We start from the raw sequence: 16,641 nt of genomic DNA, 5'->3' as shown, positions 1-16,641 counted from the left end.
GTTATGTCCAGCGCAGACATTTGTTTAAAACGTGTTAATGAAAAATGAAAATAACGGATACTCAAGAGGCTCTGTAAAGGGCCTTTTCTTTGCGAGCTCAAAAATACATAATAAATACATTGATAAACACCATATGTACAGTTATAATGGTAAAGCTATACCACATCATGTATTTTATTTTAGGAGGAATGATAGATTGATAGAACTTAATCAGCTTTTCAAGCGTGTATTTACAAAAGAATTAGAAAACTCAGACCAGACTGTTTATGATCTGTTTCAATGGCAGACGGTGGATGTTATACTAAAGAATTACAAAAACGGCGAAACAATTTATGAAATGAAAGATCTGGAGTTTCCAGAAAATTACTCTCAAAATGCTTGTAATATTATTGCCACTAAGTATTTTAGAAGAAAAGGTATTCCTAATCACTTAGGTTATGAACATAGTATGCGGGAAGTTGCTGACCGAATGGTAGGCTTTTGGACCGATGCACTACGTGAAGAAGGAATTATTGATACCGATGAGGAGTGGCAAATTTGCTATGACGAGCTTGTTTATGGTCTTTTAATGCAAATGTGGGCTCCAAACTCGCCGCAGTGGTTTAATACCGGTCTTATGAGAAACTATCAAATTAGCGGATCGAAAGATGATCTTTATTACTATGATGAGAAAACCGAACAGGTAGTGGAATCTGCAGATCGTTATACACGAACTCAATCAAGCGCCTGTTTTATTCTGTCAATACAAGACCGATTGCTTGGAGAACACTCGATTTCTGATCACTATGTGAGTGAAACAAAATTGTTTAAAGGTGGTTCTGGTGTAGGAACAAACTTTTCCAATCTGCGCGCTGCTAATGAGGGACTTACAAGCGGTGGACAATCATCAGGAATGATGAGTTTTCTTCAGGGATTAGACCGCAATGCAGGGGCAATCAAATCAGGTGGAACAACAAGGCGAGCGGCTAAAATGGTCATTGTTGACATTGATCATCCTGAAATCGACAATTTTATTAACTGGAAAGTTAAAGAAGAACACAAGGCTAGAGCACTGGGTAAAATGGGCTATGATCTATCAATGGATGGCGAAGCCTATCAAACAGTCAGTGGTCAAAACAGCAACAACTCAGTTCGATTAAACGAAGAATTTATGAAGGCAGTTTTAAATTTAAAAAATGAACCTGATCATAAAATCAAACTGAAAGGTCGGGTCGATAATAGTGTCGATCGCGAAGTGCCGGTACAAGAGTTATGGAATATGCTGAATCAAGCAACTTGGGAATGTGCTGATCCCGGAATTCAATTCGATGATCGGTTTAATGATTGGCATACCTGCCCAGGTGGTGAAGATGGTAAAGTAGGTGAAAAAGCTAACCGTATTAATGCAACTAACCCTTGTTCGGAATATGCATTTTTAGATGATACTGCCTGTAATTTGGCTTCCATTAATATTTTCCGTTTTTATAATCAGGAAGATAGCAGTTTTGCAACTGAGAGCTACATTCATTTAGTCGGATTAATTCAATGTGCTCTTGAAGCCTCTATCTTTAAGGGGCAATTTCCTACAAAGGATGTTGCAAGAAGAAGTTATTTATTTCGAACAACTGGTTTAGGTATTGCCAATGCAGCATCTTTGCTTCTTGCTTTGGGTTATCCTTATGATTCTCCAGAAGGCCGCACTTTAATTGCAAGTATCACCGGATTAATGACTGGTGTTTCATATTATGTTTCCGGGTTGATGGCCGGAAAGATCGGTGCTTTCCCGAAATATAAAATCAATGAAAAATATATGAACCGGGTTATCCGAAACCATAGCCGAGTTGCAGGGGCCAGAATAGATGACTATGAAGAACTTCATTACGAGCCAATAAAAATCAATCATCAAATTTTACAAAAGATGGGTTTTAAAGATATTGGTACTCAGTTGAAAAATGCATGGAAACTGGCCGATGAAGTGGGGGAAGCCTACGGATATCGTAATGCACAGGTATCGGCTATTGCTCCAACCGGAACGATTTCTTTTGCTATGGATTGTGGGGCAACCTCAGTGGAGCCTTTTTACAATCATGTTGTTTTTAAAAAACTCATTGGCGGGGGATCCATGGAAATAGTGAACCCGGTAATGGAAATAGCGCTTTATAATTTAGGATACAATGACCAGGAAATCAGGAATATCTTGACTTATTTGTTGGAAAAAGACGACCGGGGTTATTTTCTCCATGAAGGGGTAAGTGGTGCGCCTCATATGAAACCTGAACACTTGCCTGTTTTTGATACAGCCAATACTATTGCCCCTATGGGACATGTTCTGATGGTATCTGCGATAACACCACTGATCAGTGGATCAGTCTCAAAAACGGTTAATCTTCCTCATGATGCAACGGTAAAAGATGTAGAAGACATCCATTTGCTAGCATACCGTACGGGCACAAAGGCAATAGCTGTTTATCGTGACGCGTGTAAAGCTTCACAGCCACTAAGTTCTGGTATGGATGACTATCAGGAAAAGGCCCTTGAAGATTATAACTATGATGAATTATTAGCGCTTGTAAAAGAGGGGTCAACAAAAGCATTAAATCGTGTTCGCCCAGATGGCATGCGTTTAAGTCGAACACATGCCGCAAAAATAGGTGATATTGAGCTGTATATTACTATCGGGTTTTACGAAGATGGCGGTATCGCAGAAATCTTTGTATCCACAGATAAAGAAGGTACAGTTGTAAAAGGATTGTTGGCATCCCTTTCTAAATCCATATCAAATATGCTTCAATACCATATTCCACCCGATCAGATATCAAAAATGCTTCGGGGCCAAAAATATGAACCATCAGGTTTTGTATCTCGGCATCCTTATATCAAATTTGCTTCATCAATTTCTGACCTCATCAGTAAAGTTATTGATATAGAACATGGCGATTTTTCAAATTGTCAGGTTAAACCGAAAAATTTCACAGTTATGAGCAAAACAAATCTTGTTCATAGTGTTCCAGGTGAAGAAAATCCAGATATGGAGTATAATAAAGGTTCAAATGGAGAGGTTTTATATGGAGAAACCTGTAGCAGCTGTGGAAGCGATCGTATGATGCGTAATGGAACTTGTAAAATCTGTTTGGATTGCGGAACCACCACAGGGTGTAGTTGAAAACAAAAAAGATTTGATGTTTGATGTTTGTTTGGTATAATAATTAACTAGGATGTATTACTTAGGAGATTTTAATGCGAGAAAAAATTAAAGAAGCGACAACAATCGTTGTAAAAATGGGGACAACTTCAATAACCCATTCAAATGGAACCCTAGATTTAAAGAAACTGGACAGCTTGGCGCGGGTATTGACCGATCTTGAAAACAGTGGAAAGAAAATAGTTCTGGTATCATCAGGTGCTATTGGGGCTGGAATGAATCGAATGGGTATGAAGGAACGTCCTAAGACACTTAAAGATAAACAAGCAGCTGCATCCGTTGGACAAGGATTACTCATGAAGATTTATCATAAGTTTTTTGATGAATACCATCAAAATGTGGGGCAGATTTTATTAACAAAGGATGTATTCAAACACTCAATTAAACGGAATAATGCCATAAATACTTTCAATGCTCTTATCGAACGCGGAATTATTCCAATAGTTAATGAAAATGATTGTATTGCTACTGATGAGATTCAAGAGGAATGTTTTGGTGATAATGACATTTTATCAGCTATGACTGCAGATATAGTGGGATCTGATCTTTTAGTCATTTTATCCGATGTCGATGGTTTATATGACGATAATCCATCGGTGAATAAAGAAGCCAGCCTTATTAATACGGTTTTGAAGATTGACAATAATATTATGAAAAGTGCTGGAAATTCCGGATCTGATTTGGGGACTGGAGGAATGATCACAAAACTTGGTGCAGCAAAATATGCTACAAACTGTGGAATTGATGTGGTCATTGCTTCGGGAGATATTTGCAGCATATTATACGATATTCTTGATGGAAAAGAAGTGGGAACCTTTTTTTTAAGTGATGTAAAAGATAATTTAGTAAACTAAGATTTAGAATGGAGGGCTACTATGGTTAAGAAAATATTTGTTGGAATTTCTGTTATTATGGCAGGTATGTTAATGGTTTTTGGTGGGTTTTATTTTGGTGAAAGAAGAAGAGAAAAAGCCATTGGCGGTAGATTGAAACGGGTTAACTACAAATTCACGAAAGAATTTGAAGACTAGGTTGAATATGGCAAAGGTGTTTATTTTCACAGCATCAACGGGCGCCGGTCACAATTTGGCAGCTCAGTCTTTAAAAGAATCCCTCGATGAGGTCGGTTATCAGACAGAAGTATATGATGCTTTTAAGGAAATAAACGTAGCTCTTGATCGACTCATAACCAAAGGCTATCAGCAGATGGTGGTGAACATACCAAAGCTCTATGAGCAAATGTACAATCAGTTTAACAATATGAATCGCTTTCAGAAGGGGATATTCCAAGTGCTCACAAAGATCATGAACCCAGATATTGTTCCTTTAATTAAATCCGGCAAGCCGGATCTGATCATAACAACCCATCCGTTTGTAACCAATGTTTTGGGAACCCTCAAAGAACATGGTGCATTTAATGTACCAGTGCTGTCGATTGTTACCGATTATAAGATTCATACCATTTATTTAAAGAAAATGATTGATGCCTATGTGGTGGGAAGTGATTATACAAAGCAAACTATGGTGGAAAAAGGAGTAGATGAAAAAATAATTTTTCCTTATGGAATTCCCGTTCGACAAACATTTTTGGAAAATAATCATCTTAATAAAAAAGAAACAACAGATGTTGTTGGGACCATTTTATTGATGGCTGGCAGCTTGGGCAGTAAACAAATGGAAAAAGCATTTTCTGCTTTGCTAAAGGTCAAAGAGAAAATCCGCATTATTGTTGTTTGTGGAAATAATGTAAAAATGGAAAAAGAAATTCGAAATCTCATTAGCCGAGAAACCTGTCAAAATAAAATTGTAGAAGTTCATGGTTTCGTTAATAACGTTTCAGAACTTATGGATCAATCTGATGCCATCATTTCAAAACCTGGTGGACTTACGACAACAGAGGCCATTGTAAAAAATATTCCCATGATTATTCCTTTTTACTATCCAGGACAAGAAGAAGAAAATGCAGATTACCTGGTTGATGGTGGTATGGCAATCAAGGTCGATAAGATTAAGGATTTAACCTCAATGGTTGATTTCTTGTTTGAAAATAAATACATTATTAAACGCATGTCGGAGAATATGTCGGAAGAAGCACAAAAACGCTCCATGAGTAAAACCATTGAGTTATGTCAAAGTTTAATTGCACAATAAAGACCATTAAAGATCAGCAGGTGAAAAAATGAAGAAAGAAATGTCAAAAACATATAATCCCAAAGAAGTTGAAGATAAAACTTATGCATACTGGCAGGAAAAAGGATATTTTAAGCCAGAGGTGAATCCGGACGGAGAACCATTTACAATTGTTATGCCGCCTCCCAATATTACCGGACAGCTCCATATGGGTCATGCATTTGATGGAACCCTTCAGGATGTTCTAGTCCGATATAAACGTATGGATGGTTATTCCGCATTGTGGTTGCCGGGAACAGATCATGCTAGCATTGCTACAGAAGTTAAAGTAGTGGATAAACTTCGTGAAGAAGAAGGCAAAACTAAACAGGATATTGGCAGAGAAGCCTATTTGGAACGTGCCTGGGATTGGGCAATGACTTACAAGACCCGGATCACGGATCAGTTGAAAAAACTGGGGGCCTCCTGTGATTGGAGCCGTGAGCGTTTTACAATGGATGAAGGATGCAGTCATGCAGTCAATGAAGCCTTTGTCAATCTTTATGAAAAAGGTTTGATTTATAAAGGCAGCCGGATTATCAACTGGTGTCCAACCTGTAAAACAGCCTTATCTGAAGCAGAAGTCGAGTACGCTGAGCAACAAGGTCATCTCTGGCACATACGGTACCCATTGGCCGATGGAGAAGGTTATTTGGTCGTTGCCACTACCCGTCCTGAAACAATGTTGGGAGATAGTGGCGTCGCTGTTAATCCTGAGGATGAACGTTATAGTCACCTTGTTGGAAAAAACGTTATGTTACCGCTGTTAAATAAAGAAATTCCCATTGTGGCAGATGATTATGTGGATATGAAATTCGGAACTGGTGCGGTTAAAATGACCCCTGCCCACGATCCAAACGACTATGAAGTAGGCCTTCGGCATAATTTAGAACAAATTCGTGTAATCAATGATGATGGAACTATGAATGAACTTGCCGGAAAATATCAAGGTATGGATCGTTACGACTGCCGCGTAGCAGTCGTAAAAGATCTAGAAGACCTTGGGCTTCTAGAAAAGATTGAAGATCATCAGCACAATGTCGGAGAATGCTATCGCTGTGGTACCACGGTAGAAACTCTGACTTCAGAGCAGTGGTTTGTGAAAATGGAACCTCTTGCACAGCCAGCACTGGATGCTGTCAGAAACAGGGAAACTGAGTTTATTCCTGATCGTTTCAGTAAAATATATTACAATTGGTTGGAAAATATCCGAGACTGGTGCATTTCGCGTCAATTGTGGTGGGGACATCGCATTCCAGCCTATTATTGCGGTGATTGTGGTGAGATGATTGTTGCTAAGGAAGCGCCCATAATCTGCCCAAAATGCGGAATGTCCCATATTACTCAGGATGAAGATGTTTTGGATACATGGTTTAGTTCCGGGCTTTGGCCATTCTCGACTTTAGGCTGGCCAGAAAACACAGCTGACTTAAAAAAATTCTATCCAACTTCAGTGCTTGTTACCGGCTATGATATTATTTTCTTCTGGGTTGCGCGTATGATTTTTATGGGTATTCTTGAAATGGGGGAAGTACCTTTTAAAGATGTCTATATTCATGGGTTGGTGAGAGATTCTCAGGGGAGAAAAATGAGCAAATCTCTTGGAAATGGGATTGATCCTCTCGAACTCATTGAAACCTACAGTGCTGATGCGCTTCGCTTTACCATCATTACTGGAAACTCTTCAGGAAATGATATCAGATGGCAAGATGAAAAGGTTGAAGCAAGTCGTAATTTCCTGAATAAAATTTGGAATGCGGCGCGATTTGTTCTAATGAATCTGGATGAAGACATTATGGATAAGAAAGAAGTAGCCCTAGCACATCTTGAAAATACGGATAAATGGATTCTGAGCCGAATGAATACCATTGTTCAAGAAGTAAACCATAATATGGATAAATATGAATTGGGAATTGCTGCTTCAAAAATATATGATTTTGCATGGAATGAATATTGTGATTGGTACATTGAATTAGTGAAACCAAGACTATATGGTGATGAAGACAAGACAAATATTTCAGCACAGTACACATTACGCGTGGTTTTGGATACGATCCTTCGATTGTTACATCCATTCACACCTTTTATCACTGAAGAAATAAACAGTTATTTACCAGGAACGACTGGTGATGTAATGGTTGCAAAATGGCCTCATTTTAATGAAGACTATGTTTTCGCAAAAGATGAAAAAGAAGTGGTGTTCTTAATGGAAGTCATCCGAAGCATCCGAAATATTCGGGCTGAAATGGATGTGCCAAATTCTAAAAAGACCCAGTTGTTCATGATTTCAGAAAATAAAGAACGATTGGCGTTAATGAATTTATCCCTTCATTATTTCCAGAAACTGGCATCGGTATCATCGGTTCTTGCAATCACTCAAGAAGATGTTCAAGACAATTACGTGTCTGCTGCGGTGGAAGATTTAGAACTCTATATTAATTTGGATGAGCTAGTGGACAGGGAAAAAGAAATTACACGTCTTGAGACTGAGAAAAAGAAGCTTGAACAAGAAATCGAAAGAGTTAATAAAAAATTATCCAACAAAGGGTTTACCGATAAAGCCCCTGAAAAAATAATCGCAGGGGAACGCGAAAAACAGCGTAAATACCAGGAGACCATCCAGAAAGTTTTAGATCGATTGGATTATTTTAACAAATAACAACTTTTACTGATTAAGTAAATATGCTAAAATGCTAGGATATGAATGAATTTCCTAAAGGGAAATAACTCACCGAAAGGATTTATCCAGCCCTCAATCCGGGATTTTCCCAGTTGGATAACAGGCTAGCTTGGAGTAAGACCTTTATTTCAAATGATTTTGTAGACTTACAAATATTTTGAAATAAAGGTCTTTTTATATAATATGAATATAAAGGAGGAGTTTGATTGAAAATAAAAGCAAGCTTTTTATATAAACAATCAGAACTTGAAAAAATTTTCGACGTTGATCCTCTGGTAGGGTTAAGTACTGAAGAAGTTTCAGAACGTGTTGGAGTTTATGGAAAAAACAAAATAATTAAAACAAAGAAGACTTCGTTCGCGGTGATGTTCCTTTTACAAATTAAAAATATTTTAATTCTTGTTCTTTTAGCTGCAGCCATTATTTCAGGCGTGATGGGTGAAATCAGTAATGCAATACTGATTATTATTATTGTGATTATGAACGCTTTTATCGGTGCGAACCAAGAAAAAAAGGCACAAACTTCAATGGAAGCTTTGAAAAAATTGACCATTCCTGAAGCCAAGGTGTTAAGAAATGGCAAGCGAGAAATCATTAAATCTGAAGAATTAGTGCCTGGAGATGTGGTGTATTTGGATGTTGGCGATTTTGTTCCTGCTGACGGACGCTTACTTGAAGTAACTTCATTAAAAATTGAAGAATCCTCTTTAACCGGAGAATCGGTACCCGTTGATAAAGCGATGATTGACCTTATTGATCCTGAAACTCCTCTGGGAGATCGCAGAAATTCAGTATTCATGAGCAGTCTTGTTAGCTATGGGCGAGGCAAATATATGGTAACATCCACTGGGATGAATTCGGAAATAGGAAAAATAGCTGGAATGATTCAGGGAACAGAAACTATTCAGACTCCGCTTCAAAAACGTTTAGAGGAACTTGGAAAGATACTTGCAATTGGTACGATTGTCGCCTGTGCAGCCGTATTTGTGATTGGATTAATCCGTGGCGGAGATCCTTTGCTGTTATTTATGACTGTCGTCAGTCTTGCCGTTGCAGCCATACCTGAAGGTTTGCCAGCAATTGTTACGGTTGTTTTAGCTATTGGAGTTCAAAAGTTGGTATCAAGAAATGTGATCATTAGAAAATTGGATGCGGTGGAAACCTTAGGGTGCGCCTCTGTTATCTGTTCAGATAAGACGGGAACTTTGACCCAGAATAAAATGACGATTGAAAAATTAGTTGCTAATGGTGAAATCAGTAATGTATCTGATTTAAAAGAAAAGATCATGAACGGTCCTGAGAAAATGATTGTCGAAATCGGAATGCTCTGCAATGATGCTTCTATTATTACTGGTAAAGACGGCGTTCAGGAAATTGGTGATCCTACCGAAGTTGCAATGATCGCATTAGCTGCAAATCTTGATTTTGACAAATCTGCAAAAATAGAAAAGTTCCCTAGAGTTGGGGAACTGCCTTTTGACTCTGAACGGAAGATGATGACGACCGTTCATCGAGTCGGAGATACTTGGTACAGTTTTACAAAAGGTGCACCAGAACATATGTTGAATTGTGCGAAATATTACTTTTCAAAGAATCAAATTGTTTTAATGAGTGAAGAAAATATAAATGATATCAATGAAAAAAACAATATCCTTTCTGACGATGCTTATCGTATCATTGCCTATGGGTATAAGCACTTTGATGCCATGCCAGAAGTATCCGTTGAAATTTTAGAACAGGATCTTATTTTCTGCGGCGTGACTGGAATGATTGATCCACCGAGAGATGAAGTAAAAGAATCGATTAAAATCTGTAAAAAAGCTGGTATAAAAACAGTAATGATCACCGGCGATCATAAGAATACGGCGGTTGCCATTGCAAAACAGCTCGACATTTTCGAAAAAAAGAGTTTAGCTTATACTGGTGCAGAACTCTCAAAAATGAGTGATAAAGAATTGCATGATCAAATTAATAATATTGCAGTCTTTGCTCGGGTTGCGCCGGAACACAAGGTGCGTATAGTGGATGCATGGCAAAAAAAAGGACGTGTCGTTGCAATGACCGGAGATGGAGTCAATGATGCTCCTGCCCTGAAAAAGGCAAACATTGGCTGTGCCATGGGGATCATAGGAACTGACGTTTCAAAAGAGGCGGCAGATATAATTTTGACGGATGACAATTTTTCGACAATTGTATCAGCCGTCGAAGAAGGCCGTGGCATCTACTCCAACATAAAAAAGGTGGTTCATTTCCTGCTATCCTGCAATATTGCCGAGATTTTAATTCTGCTTATTGCCACGATAATTGGATGGTTACAGCCTTTACTCCCCCTTCATATTTTATGGATTAACCTCATAACGGATAGTTTACCGGCTCTCGCTCTGGGAGTGGAAAAAAGCAGCGCTGAGCTAATGAAAGAAAGACCGCGAAGTCCCAAGGAAAGCATTTTTGCCCATGGCCTGGGCGGACGCATTATTTTTCAGGGAATTGTACTTGCCGCAATCACTTTGACAGTATATCAGATTGGGATCGTGAATTTTGGTGTTGAAGTGGCAAGAACCATGTGTTTTGGAGTGTTAGGATTTTCTCAATTAGCACATGCTCTTAATGTTCGAGCTCAAAAAAAATCTTTGTTTTCAGCAAGATTATTCACGAATCATTATTTATGGGGTGCCTTGGGAATATCCTGTGCCTTGCAATTAACCATATTGATAATTCCAACTTTTCAACTTATTTTTGACATTGTTAGTATGAGTGCAACACAGTGGTTCATTGTTTTTATCGGTACACTTTCACCAATTATTGTGGTGGAATTCACAAAATTAATTGGACGGAGTATTCGAAAGAAATTTTTCTAAAACAGACAAATAAAGAACCCTTTCTGGTTATCAAATGATAACAAAAAAGGGTTCTTTCGTTACGGGTAGTAAATAATGATCAGGTTAGAACTTTAAGTACGGACGTGTAAAGTTCCTGGGTGTTTTCTTTCCAACGATTACAGATATCTAAAGCCAACTTCAGAGTAGGCGCATTAAGAGAGATTTCCATTAAAACAATATTATTTTCGTGAAGTTTTAGTTCAACGATAAAATCAGAATCTCCCTTTTTTTGATAATTTGCGGTGACCTTTACTTCTTTAAAAATCTTTTCTCTGTTTTCTTTAAGGTAAAGATCGATCATATCCGTGATGTATATTGGAATTTTATCATGAAAAACATTAAGGGTTTCTTTTCCCATGGGGGTAAGACTAAGCACAGACTTTCCATCGTATTCTAAGGTTGAAAGAAATTCATCTTTTATCAAATCATCAATATATAATTGAATATCAAAATAGCTAATTTGCAAGTTCTCAATTACGATGAGAGCAACTTGTTCACGGGTCAAGGATGTTTTTATTTTTTTTAGTGCATACAGTATTATAAGTTTATCCTCAGCCTGTTGTTCAGAATTAAAGAGCATCCACACCACCACCTTTGCTTTTGATATTATCATTGTAACATATTAAGGGGGATATTTGGCTATTACTATTTAAAAAAGAGCGGAAAACGAGAAATAATATATTTTATTTTCACGGAGGTGACTATGAAAGAATTAATAAAGGACGATAAAAACTTTAACGATTCGATTACAACGCTTGGTAAATCTTTAGGGAGTACCCAGCTTAGCTTTTCAGATATTACAATTCTGCCAGAGAATAAACGGATGGGATTTATTCATGCTATTACGATTATTGTAAGACTCTCAGAGGGCATTTTGAACCAAATTGAGGATGAGCCCACACAGACTTATTTTAGTCACTATCGAAGTGTTAATCGACTCATTGATCAGATTAGTTTGCGGATTTCGTTGTTTTTAGAAGAAATGGGATATCCCAGTGTGGCTATTCCGGCTTCTCAATCAGTGAGTGATCTGGACGACGCATTTACGGGTGCTTTCCAGCATAAAACCGGGGCGGTCTTATCAGGACTCGGGTGGATTGGCCGAAGTGCCTTATTTATTCATGAAAACTATGGCCCTCGTGTGCGGATGGGCACGGTGCTAACCAATGCGCCTCTTCAAGTTGGCATTCCGATAACTCAGAGCTCCTGCGGTTCCTGCCGCTCCTGTGTGACTGCCTGTCCTGCTATGGCCATTGAAGGACGGCTTTGGAAAATGGGAACTCCCAGAAATGAACTTTATGATGCGTTTAGCTGCAGTCAGTATATGAAAGAAGTCTTTCAACACATCGGCAGGGGAGCCGTGTGTGGGCTTTGTATGGTGGCGTGCCCAGTTGGAAAAAAAATAGCAGCACCGAAAGATTGAAGCTGAGAATCTAAAAGACCAGGGTTATATATAATATCTACATTACTTGATAAATTCGGGAAGGCGGCATTTTTTGCTTAATATTATATCGCAATTAGTTTGAAAAAATTGAAAATTATGTATTAATGAGCTGAAATATTCTTAAATAGGTATTTTTTTTTCAGAAAATAATATATAATAGATAAGAAGAACTGCCGACTAGTTTTGCTGGCAGTTTTTAAATTGTAAAGAAATAAGTGAGATGGATTGAAAAAGTTTATAATTGAGGGCGTACAGAATAATAGTATATTGAAAGAAATGGAAGTAGAAGCCGGTGATCTTCTGCTTTCAATAAATGGCATGTCTGTGAAGGATGTGCTGGATTATCGCTATTTAATAGCGGATGAAACTCTGCTTGTGGAAATCGAAAAGCCGGATGGTGAGATCTGGGAGCTGGATATTGAAAAAGATTTTGAAGCGGATTTAGGCATTGAATTTCCCGAGGAAATGCTTGAAACCAAAACATGCAAAAACAACTGTATCTTTTGTTTTATCGATCAATTACCCTCAGGTATGCGTGAAAGTCTTTATGTGAAAGATGATGACGAGCGATTGTCTTTTTTGACAGGAAATTATATCACTATGACAAATCTTACCACGGATGAACTTAATCGCATCATCCGATACCGAATTATGCCAATGAATTTATCCATTCACACCACAAATCCTGAGCTTCGCTGCAAGATGCTCAATAATCGGTTTGCCGGGGATGTTATGTTTTATCTTGAAAAATTTCGGGCCAATCATATCCAAATGAATGGGCAAATTGTTTTGGTTCCTGGTTATAATGATGGTGAGGAACTTAAAAATACTCTGAAGGATTTAAAGGCATTTTATCCTGTCCTACAATCTGTCTCTGTTGTGCCAGTAGGGCTTTCCAGGCATCGACATGGTTTAGCTGAATTATGTGTCTTTAATCAGGATCAGGCGTTAAAAACACTGGATATTATCAATAAAGTCCATCTAGAGATGAAAGAAAGACATGCCGATGGTTTTGTTTATCCCAGTGATGAATTCTTTCTTTTAGCAGATGTCCCCATACCAGAGGTTTCATACTACAATGGGTTCCCCCAAATCGAAAATGGGGTAGGGATGATGGCTGATTTTAAGGAGAGCCTTGAAAGCGCAGCAGAAAATTATGAAAATGACTATAGCAACGATTCCATTATATTAGCACCTTTATCAGATACTGTGCATCATAAAATTGGCATTATTACCGGCCGCCTTGCTAATACTTTTATGACTAATCTGATGAATGACCTAAAAAAAGTGATGCCCAAACTTGATGTGATTGTTTATCCTATAAATAATAATTTTTTTGGCGATGCCATTACCGTTTCTGGGTTAATAACAGGTAAAGATATTGTTGAACAAATCAAACCTAAACTATCTGAAAATGAAAGAGATTTACTGCTAATTCCGGAAAATGCACTTCGACAGGGCACTCAAGTCCTACTGGATGATTGGACCCTAGAAGAACTTACTGAAACTCTTGGTGTTAAAGTTGCAGGAGTGCCTGTTGATGGAGAAAGCCTGATTAGAATATTAAATAGATAATTAAATATAAAAAATGATAATGAAAATAAACTAGTAAAGTGCATGTAAGAATTGTTAACAATTATAATAACTGATACTAGTATAAATTAAGTGAGGAAATATAATTATGTCAAAACCTATCGTAGCAGTGGTTGGACGTCCAAATGTTGGAAAATCGACCCTGTTTAATAAATTAGTTGGAGAAAGAATAGCCATTGTGGAGGATACTCCCGGTGTTACTAGAGATCGTATCATTGCCGATGCTGAATGGCAAAATCATCATTTTACACTCATTGATACTGGTGGTATAGAGCCCCATACCAAGGATGATATTTTTCTGCAAATGAGACTTCAAGCTGAAATTGCCATTGATATGGCAGATCTGATCATTTTAATGGTTGATGGCCGTGAAGGTATGACTGCATCAGATTTAGAAGTTGCAACGATGATCAGAAAACACGAGAAAAATGTATTACTAGCAGTTAATAAAATTGATAGCCTTAATCTCGAAAACAATGCTTTTGAATTCTATAATCTTGGAATTGGAGAGCCCATCGCTATTTCTGCCGAACAGGGACTTGGATTGGGAGATTTCTTAGATGAAATAATCAACCGAATCAGTCGTTATTATAATGATGAAGAAGAAACCGATGATCGGTTAAGGATCGCTGTAGTAGGAAAACCAAATGTAGGGAAGTCGACTCTGATTAATAAGGTTTTAGGGCAGGATCGATTGATCGTCAGTGATATTCCCGGAACGACAAGGGATGCAGTTGACACAAGTGTACGTTATGACGGCCAGGATTATGTTTTGATTGATACCGCGGGTTTGAGACGCAAGAAAAAAATATATGAAGATATCGAGCGATACAGCATTGTTCGCGCTATTGCTGCAGTGGAAAGAAGTCAAGTGGTTCTTATGCTCATTGACGCTTCCCAAGGAGTGACCGAACAGGATGCTAAAATTGCAGGTATTGCTCATAATCGAGGGATTCCATCCGTTGTTATCGTTAATAAATGGGATACCGTAGAAAAAGATAATAAAACTATGAAAAAAATGGAAGGGGATATTCGTGATGCACTTTCATTTATGGATTACGCACCCATTATTTTTATTTCAGCGAAAACAGGTCAGCGATTAGGTAAAATATTTGAAACCATAGAATTTGTAAAAGCACAAAGCGCAAAACGTATTACTACCGGAAAAATTAATGAGGCGATGGCCGAATTCACATTAATGAAACAGCCGCCATCAAAACATGGCCGAAGATTAAAACTATTCTATGCATCACAGGTAGCCATCAATCCTCCAACCTTTATTGTTTTCGTTAATGACCCAACATTAATGCATTTTTCTTATCAACGCTATTTAGAAAATAAATTAAGAGAAACCTTTGATTTCTTTGGTACCCCGATTCGTTTCTATGTACGAGAGAGAACAGAATAAAAGAAATGCAAAGCTCACAAGAATTTTAGCACAATTGTTAAAGTTCTTGTGAGCTTATTTTTTGGTAAAAAGGCTGAAATGTTTTGTCACGAAATGTAAGTTTCGTGACAAAATGAACAAAATGTGATATACTATCCATGCGTTAAGCTTTTGGTATTGGTATCTGGCTTATTTAACCAGACATCATCACTCACGCAGTAAATCATTTTAGGAGGAAATACGATGGCTAATCAAGATTTTCATACGGAAAATAAAGTAACCCCAAGTAGTAAAATTATTGATGAATTTTTAAATTATCTACTAACCATTAAAGGCTATTCCGAAAAATCGGCCCAATCTTATCGCTACGATTTAATTATTTTTTTTCGATTTATTAAGCGTTATTTTGCGATGGTTCCCCAATCTCTAGATTTTGACGCCATACCCATTGACGATGTTTCAATCGATGATTTAAAAGCGATTGATTTAGGGATTCTTTATGCATTCCTTTCTTTTACCAGCAAAGAACGTCATAACTCAGATTACGCCAGAAGTCGAAAAGTTTCGTCTTTGCGTTCGTTTTTTAACTACCTTTGTAATAAACAAAAATATTTTAGTCCAAATCCCGTGACCGATCTTGAAATGCCAAAGCTCCCAGCCCGTAATGCCAGGTATTTAGAATGGGATGAAGCGGTAGATCTTTTAAAGGGAATTAACGGTCGTCATCAAGAACGCGATTTTGCAATCATTACACTGTTTTTGAATTGCGGTATGCGTCTTTCTGAACTAACTCAAATTAAAATTAGCGACATAAAAAATGATACCATCCGGATCATTGGAAAAGGAAATAAAGAACGTACGATTTTTTTAAACCATGCCTGTTTAAAAGCAATTAATCGTTATCTGCTTGTCCGTCAAGAATCAGATTCTCCCTATTTGTTTTTGAGCCAGCAAAACCTTCCGATAAGTAACCGGGCCGTTCAGCATTTGGTAAAAAAACACCTAGCTAATTGCGGCCTAAATACAGATGAGATTAGCGTGCATAAGCTAAGACACACCGCAGCGACGCTGATGTTTCGTTATGGAAATGCTGATTTAAGATCTGTCCAGGAAATTTTAGGTCACGAAAACGTTTCGACTACGCAAATTTACACCCATGTCAATGAAGAGACACTCCGGGATACATTGAATCAGAATCCTTTAGCTCAGTTTGAAAGTGAAGATTAAACAATTTTTATCATTAAAAAGAACTTATGTTTGTTTTCGCCAAAAATATATGCTATAATTAATTAGTTATAAAAAATTGGA

The 16,641-nt window shown here is 37.7% G+C and carries 11 protein-coding genes; 10 read left to right on the top strand and 1 reads right to left on the bottom strand.

The features are described from left to right. Positions 1-196 precede the first annotated feature (196 nt). The 6 genes from FZC40_RS11235 to FZC40_RS11210 all read left to right on the top strand — a co-directional run bounded on the left by FZC40_RS11235 (position 197) and on the right by FZC40_RS11210 (position 10,888). On the top strand, positions 197-3,142 hold the full coding sequence (locus FZC40_RS11235; protein WP_243135802.1) for a vitamin B12-dependent ribonucleotide reductase: 2,946 nt from the start codon (positions 197-199) through the stop codon (positions 3,140-3,142). Between the two features lie 74 nt (positions 3,143-3,216). Continuing rightward, complete coding sequence (proB, locus tag FZC40_RS11230; RefSeq protein WP_148604355.1) at positions 3,217-4,035, top strand: glutamate 5-kinase; 819 nt, start codon at positions 3,217-3,219, stop codon at positions 4,033-4,035. A 21-nt stretch (positions 4,036-4,056) separates the two neighbouring features. Then, positions 4,057-4,212: a stress-responsive transcriptional regulator PspC gene (locus FZC40_RS11225; protein ID WP_148604353.1), complete on the top strand. Its 156-nt coding sequence runs from the start codon at positions 4,057-4,059 to the stop codon at positions 4,210-4,212. 7 nt (positions 4,213-4,219) lie between these two features. Then, the gene (locus FZC40_RS11220; protein ID WP_148604416.1) at positions 4,220-5,332 is read left to right on the top strand and encodes an MGDG synthase family glycosyltransferase; all 1,113 of its coding nucleotides are present in this window, start codon (positions 4,220-4,222) and stop codon (positions 5,330-5,332) included. Between the two features lie 28 nt (positions 5,333-5,360). Beyond that, the gene (locus FZC40_RS11215) at positions 5,361-8,009 is read left to right on the top strand and encodes a valine--tRNA ligase (protein WP_148604351.1); all 2,649 of its coding nucleotides are present in this window, start codon (positions 5,361-5,363) and stop codon (positions 8,007-8,009) included. Positions 8,010-8,236: 227 nt separating this feature from the next. Further along, on the top strand, positions 8,237-10,888 hold the full coding sequence (locus tag FZC40_RS11210; protein ID WP_148604350.1) for a cation-translocating P-type ATPase: 2,652 nt from the start codon (positions 8,237-8,239) through the stop codon (positions 10,886-10,888). A 79-nt stretch (positions 10,889-10,967) separates the two neighbouring features. On the opposite strand, the gene FZC40_RS11205 is transcribed toward FZC40_RS11210, so the two are convergent. Beyond that, positions 10,968-11,489, bottom strand: a complete 522-nt coding sequence (locus FZC40_RS11205; protein ID WP_148604414.1) for a DUF4364 family protein — start codon at positions 11,487-11,489, stop codon at positions 10,968-10,970. A 123-nt stretch (positions 11,490-11,612) separates the two neighbouring features. On the opposite strand from FZC40_RS11205, the gene FZC40_RS11200 reads away from it, so the two are divergent. The 4 genes from FZC40_RS11200 (at position 11,613) to FZC40_RS11185 (ending at position 16,560) form a co-directional block, all read left to right on the top strand. Further along, on the top strand, positions 11,613-12,332 hold the full coding sequence (locus tag FZC40_RS11200) for a 4Fe-4S double cluster binding domain-containing protein (RefSeq protein WP_148604348.1): 720 nt from the start codon (positions 11,613-11,615) through the stop codon (positions 12,330-12,332). Positions 12,333-12,578: 246 nt separating this feature from the next. Then, on the top strand, positions 12,579-13,928 hold the full coding sequence (locus FZC40_RS11195) for a DUF512 domain-containing protein (protein WP_243135800.1): 1,350 nt from the start codon (positions 12,579-12,581) through the stop codon (positions 13,926-13,928). A gap of 106 nt (positions 13,929-14,034) precedes the next feature. Next, positions 14,035-15,354 carry a ribosome biogenesis GTPase Der gene (gene der / locus FZC40_RS11190; RefSeq protein ID WP_148604346.1) on the top strand — a complete coding sequence of 440 codons (1,320 nt, stop codon included), beginning with the start codon at positions 14,035-14,037 and terminating at the stop codon, positions 15,352-15,354. A gap of 222 nt (positions 15,355-15,576) precedes the next feature. After that, the gene (locus FZC40_RS11185; protein ID WP_148604344.1) at positions 15,577-16,560 is read left to right on the top strand and encodes a tyrosine recombinase XerC; all 984 of its coding nucleotides are present in this window, start codon (positions 15,577-15,579) and stop codon (positions 16,558-16,560) included. Positions 16,561-16,641 lie beyond the last annotated feature (81 nt).

Origin of the sequence: Acetobacterium tundrae (assembly GCF_008086615.1) — a bacterium.
Lineage (GTDB): Bacteria > Bacillota > Clostridia > Eubacteriales > Eubacteriaceae > Acetobacterium > Acetobacterium tundrae.
Note: the sequence above shows the minus strand (reverse complement) of the source record. Positions and strands in the feature narration are given on the sequence as shown.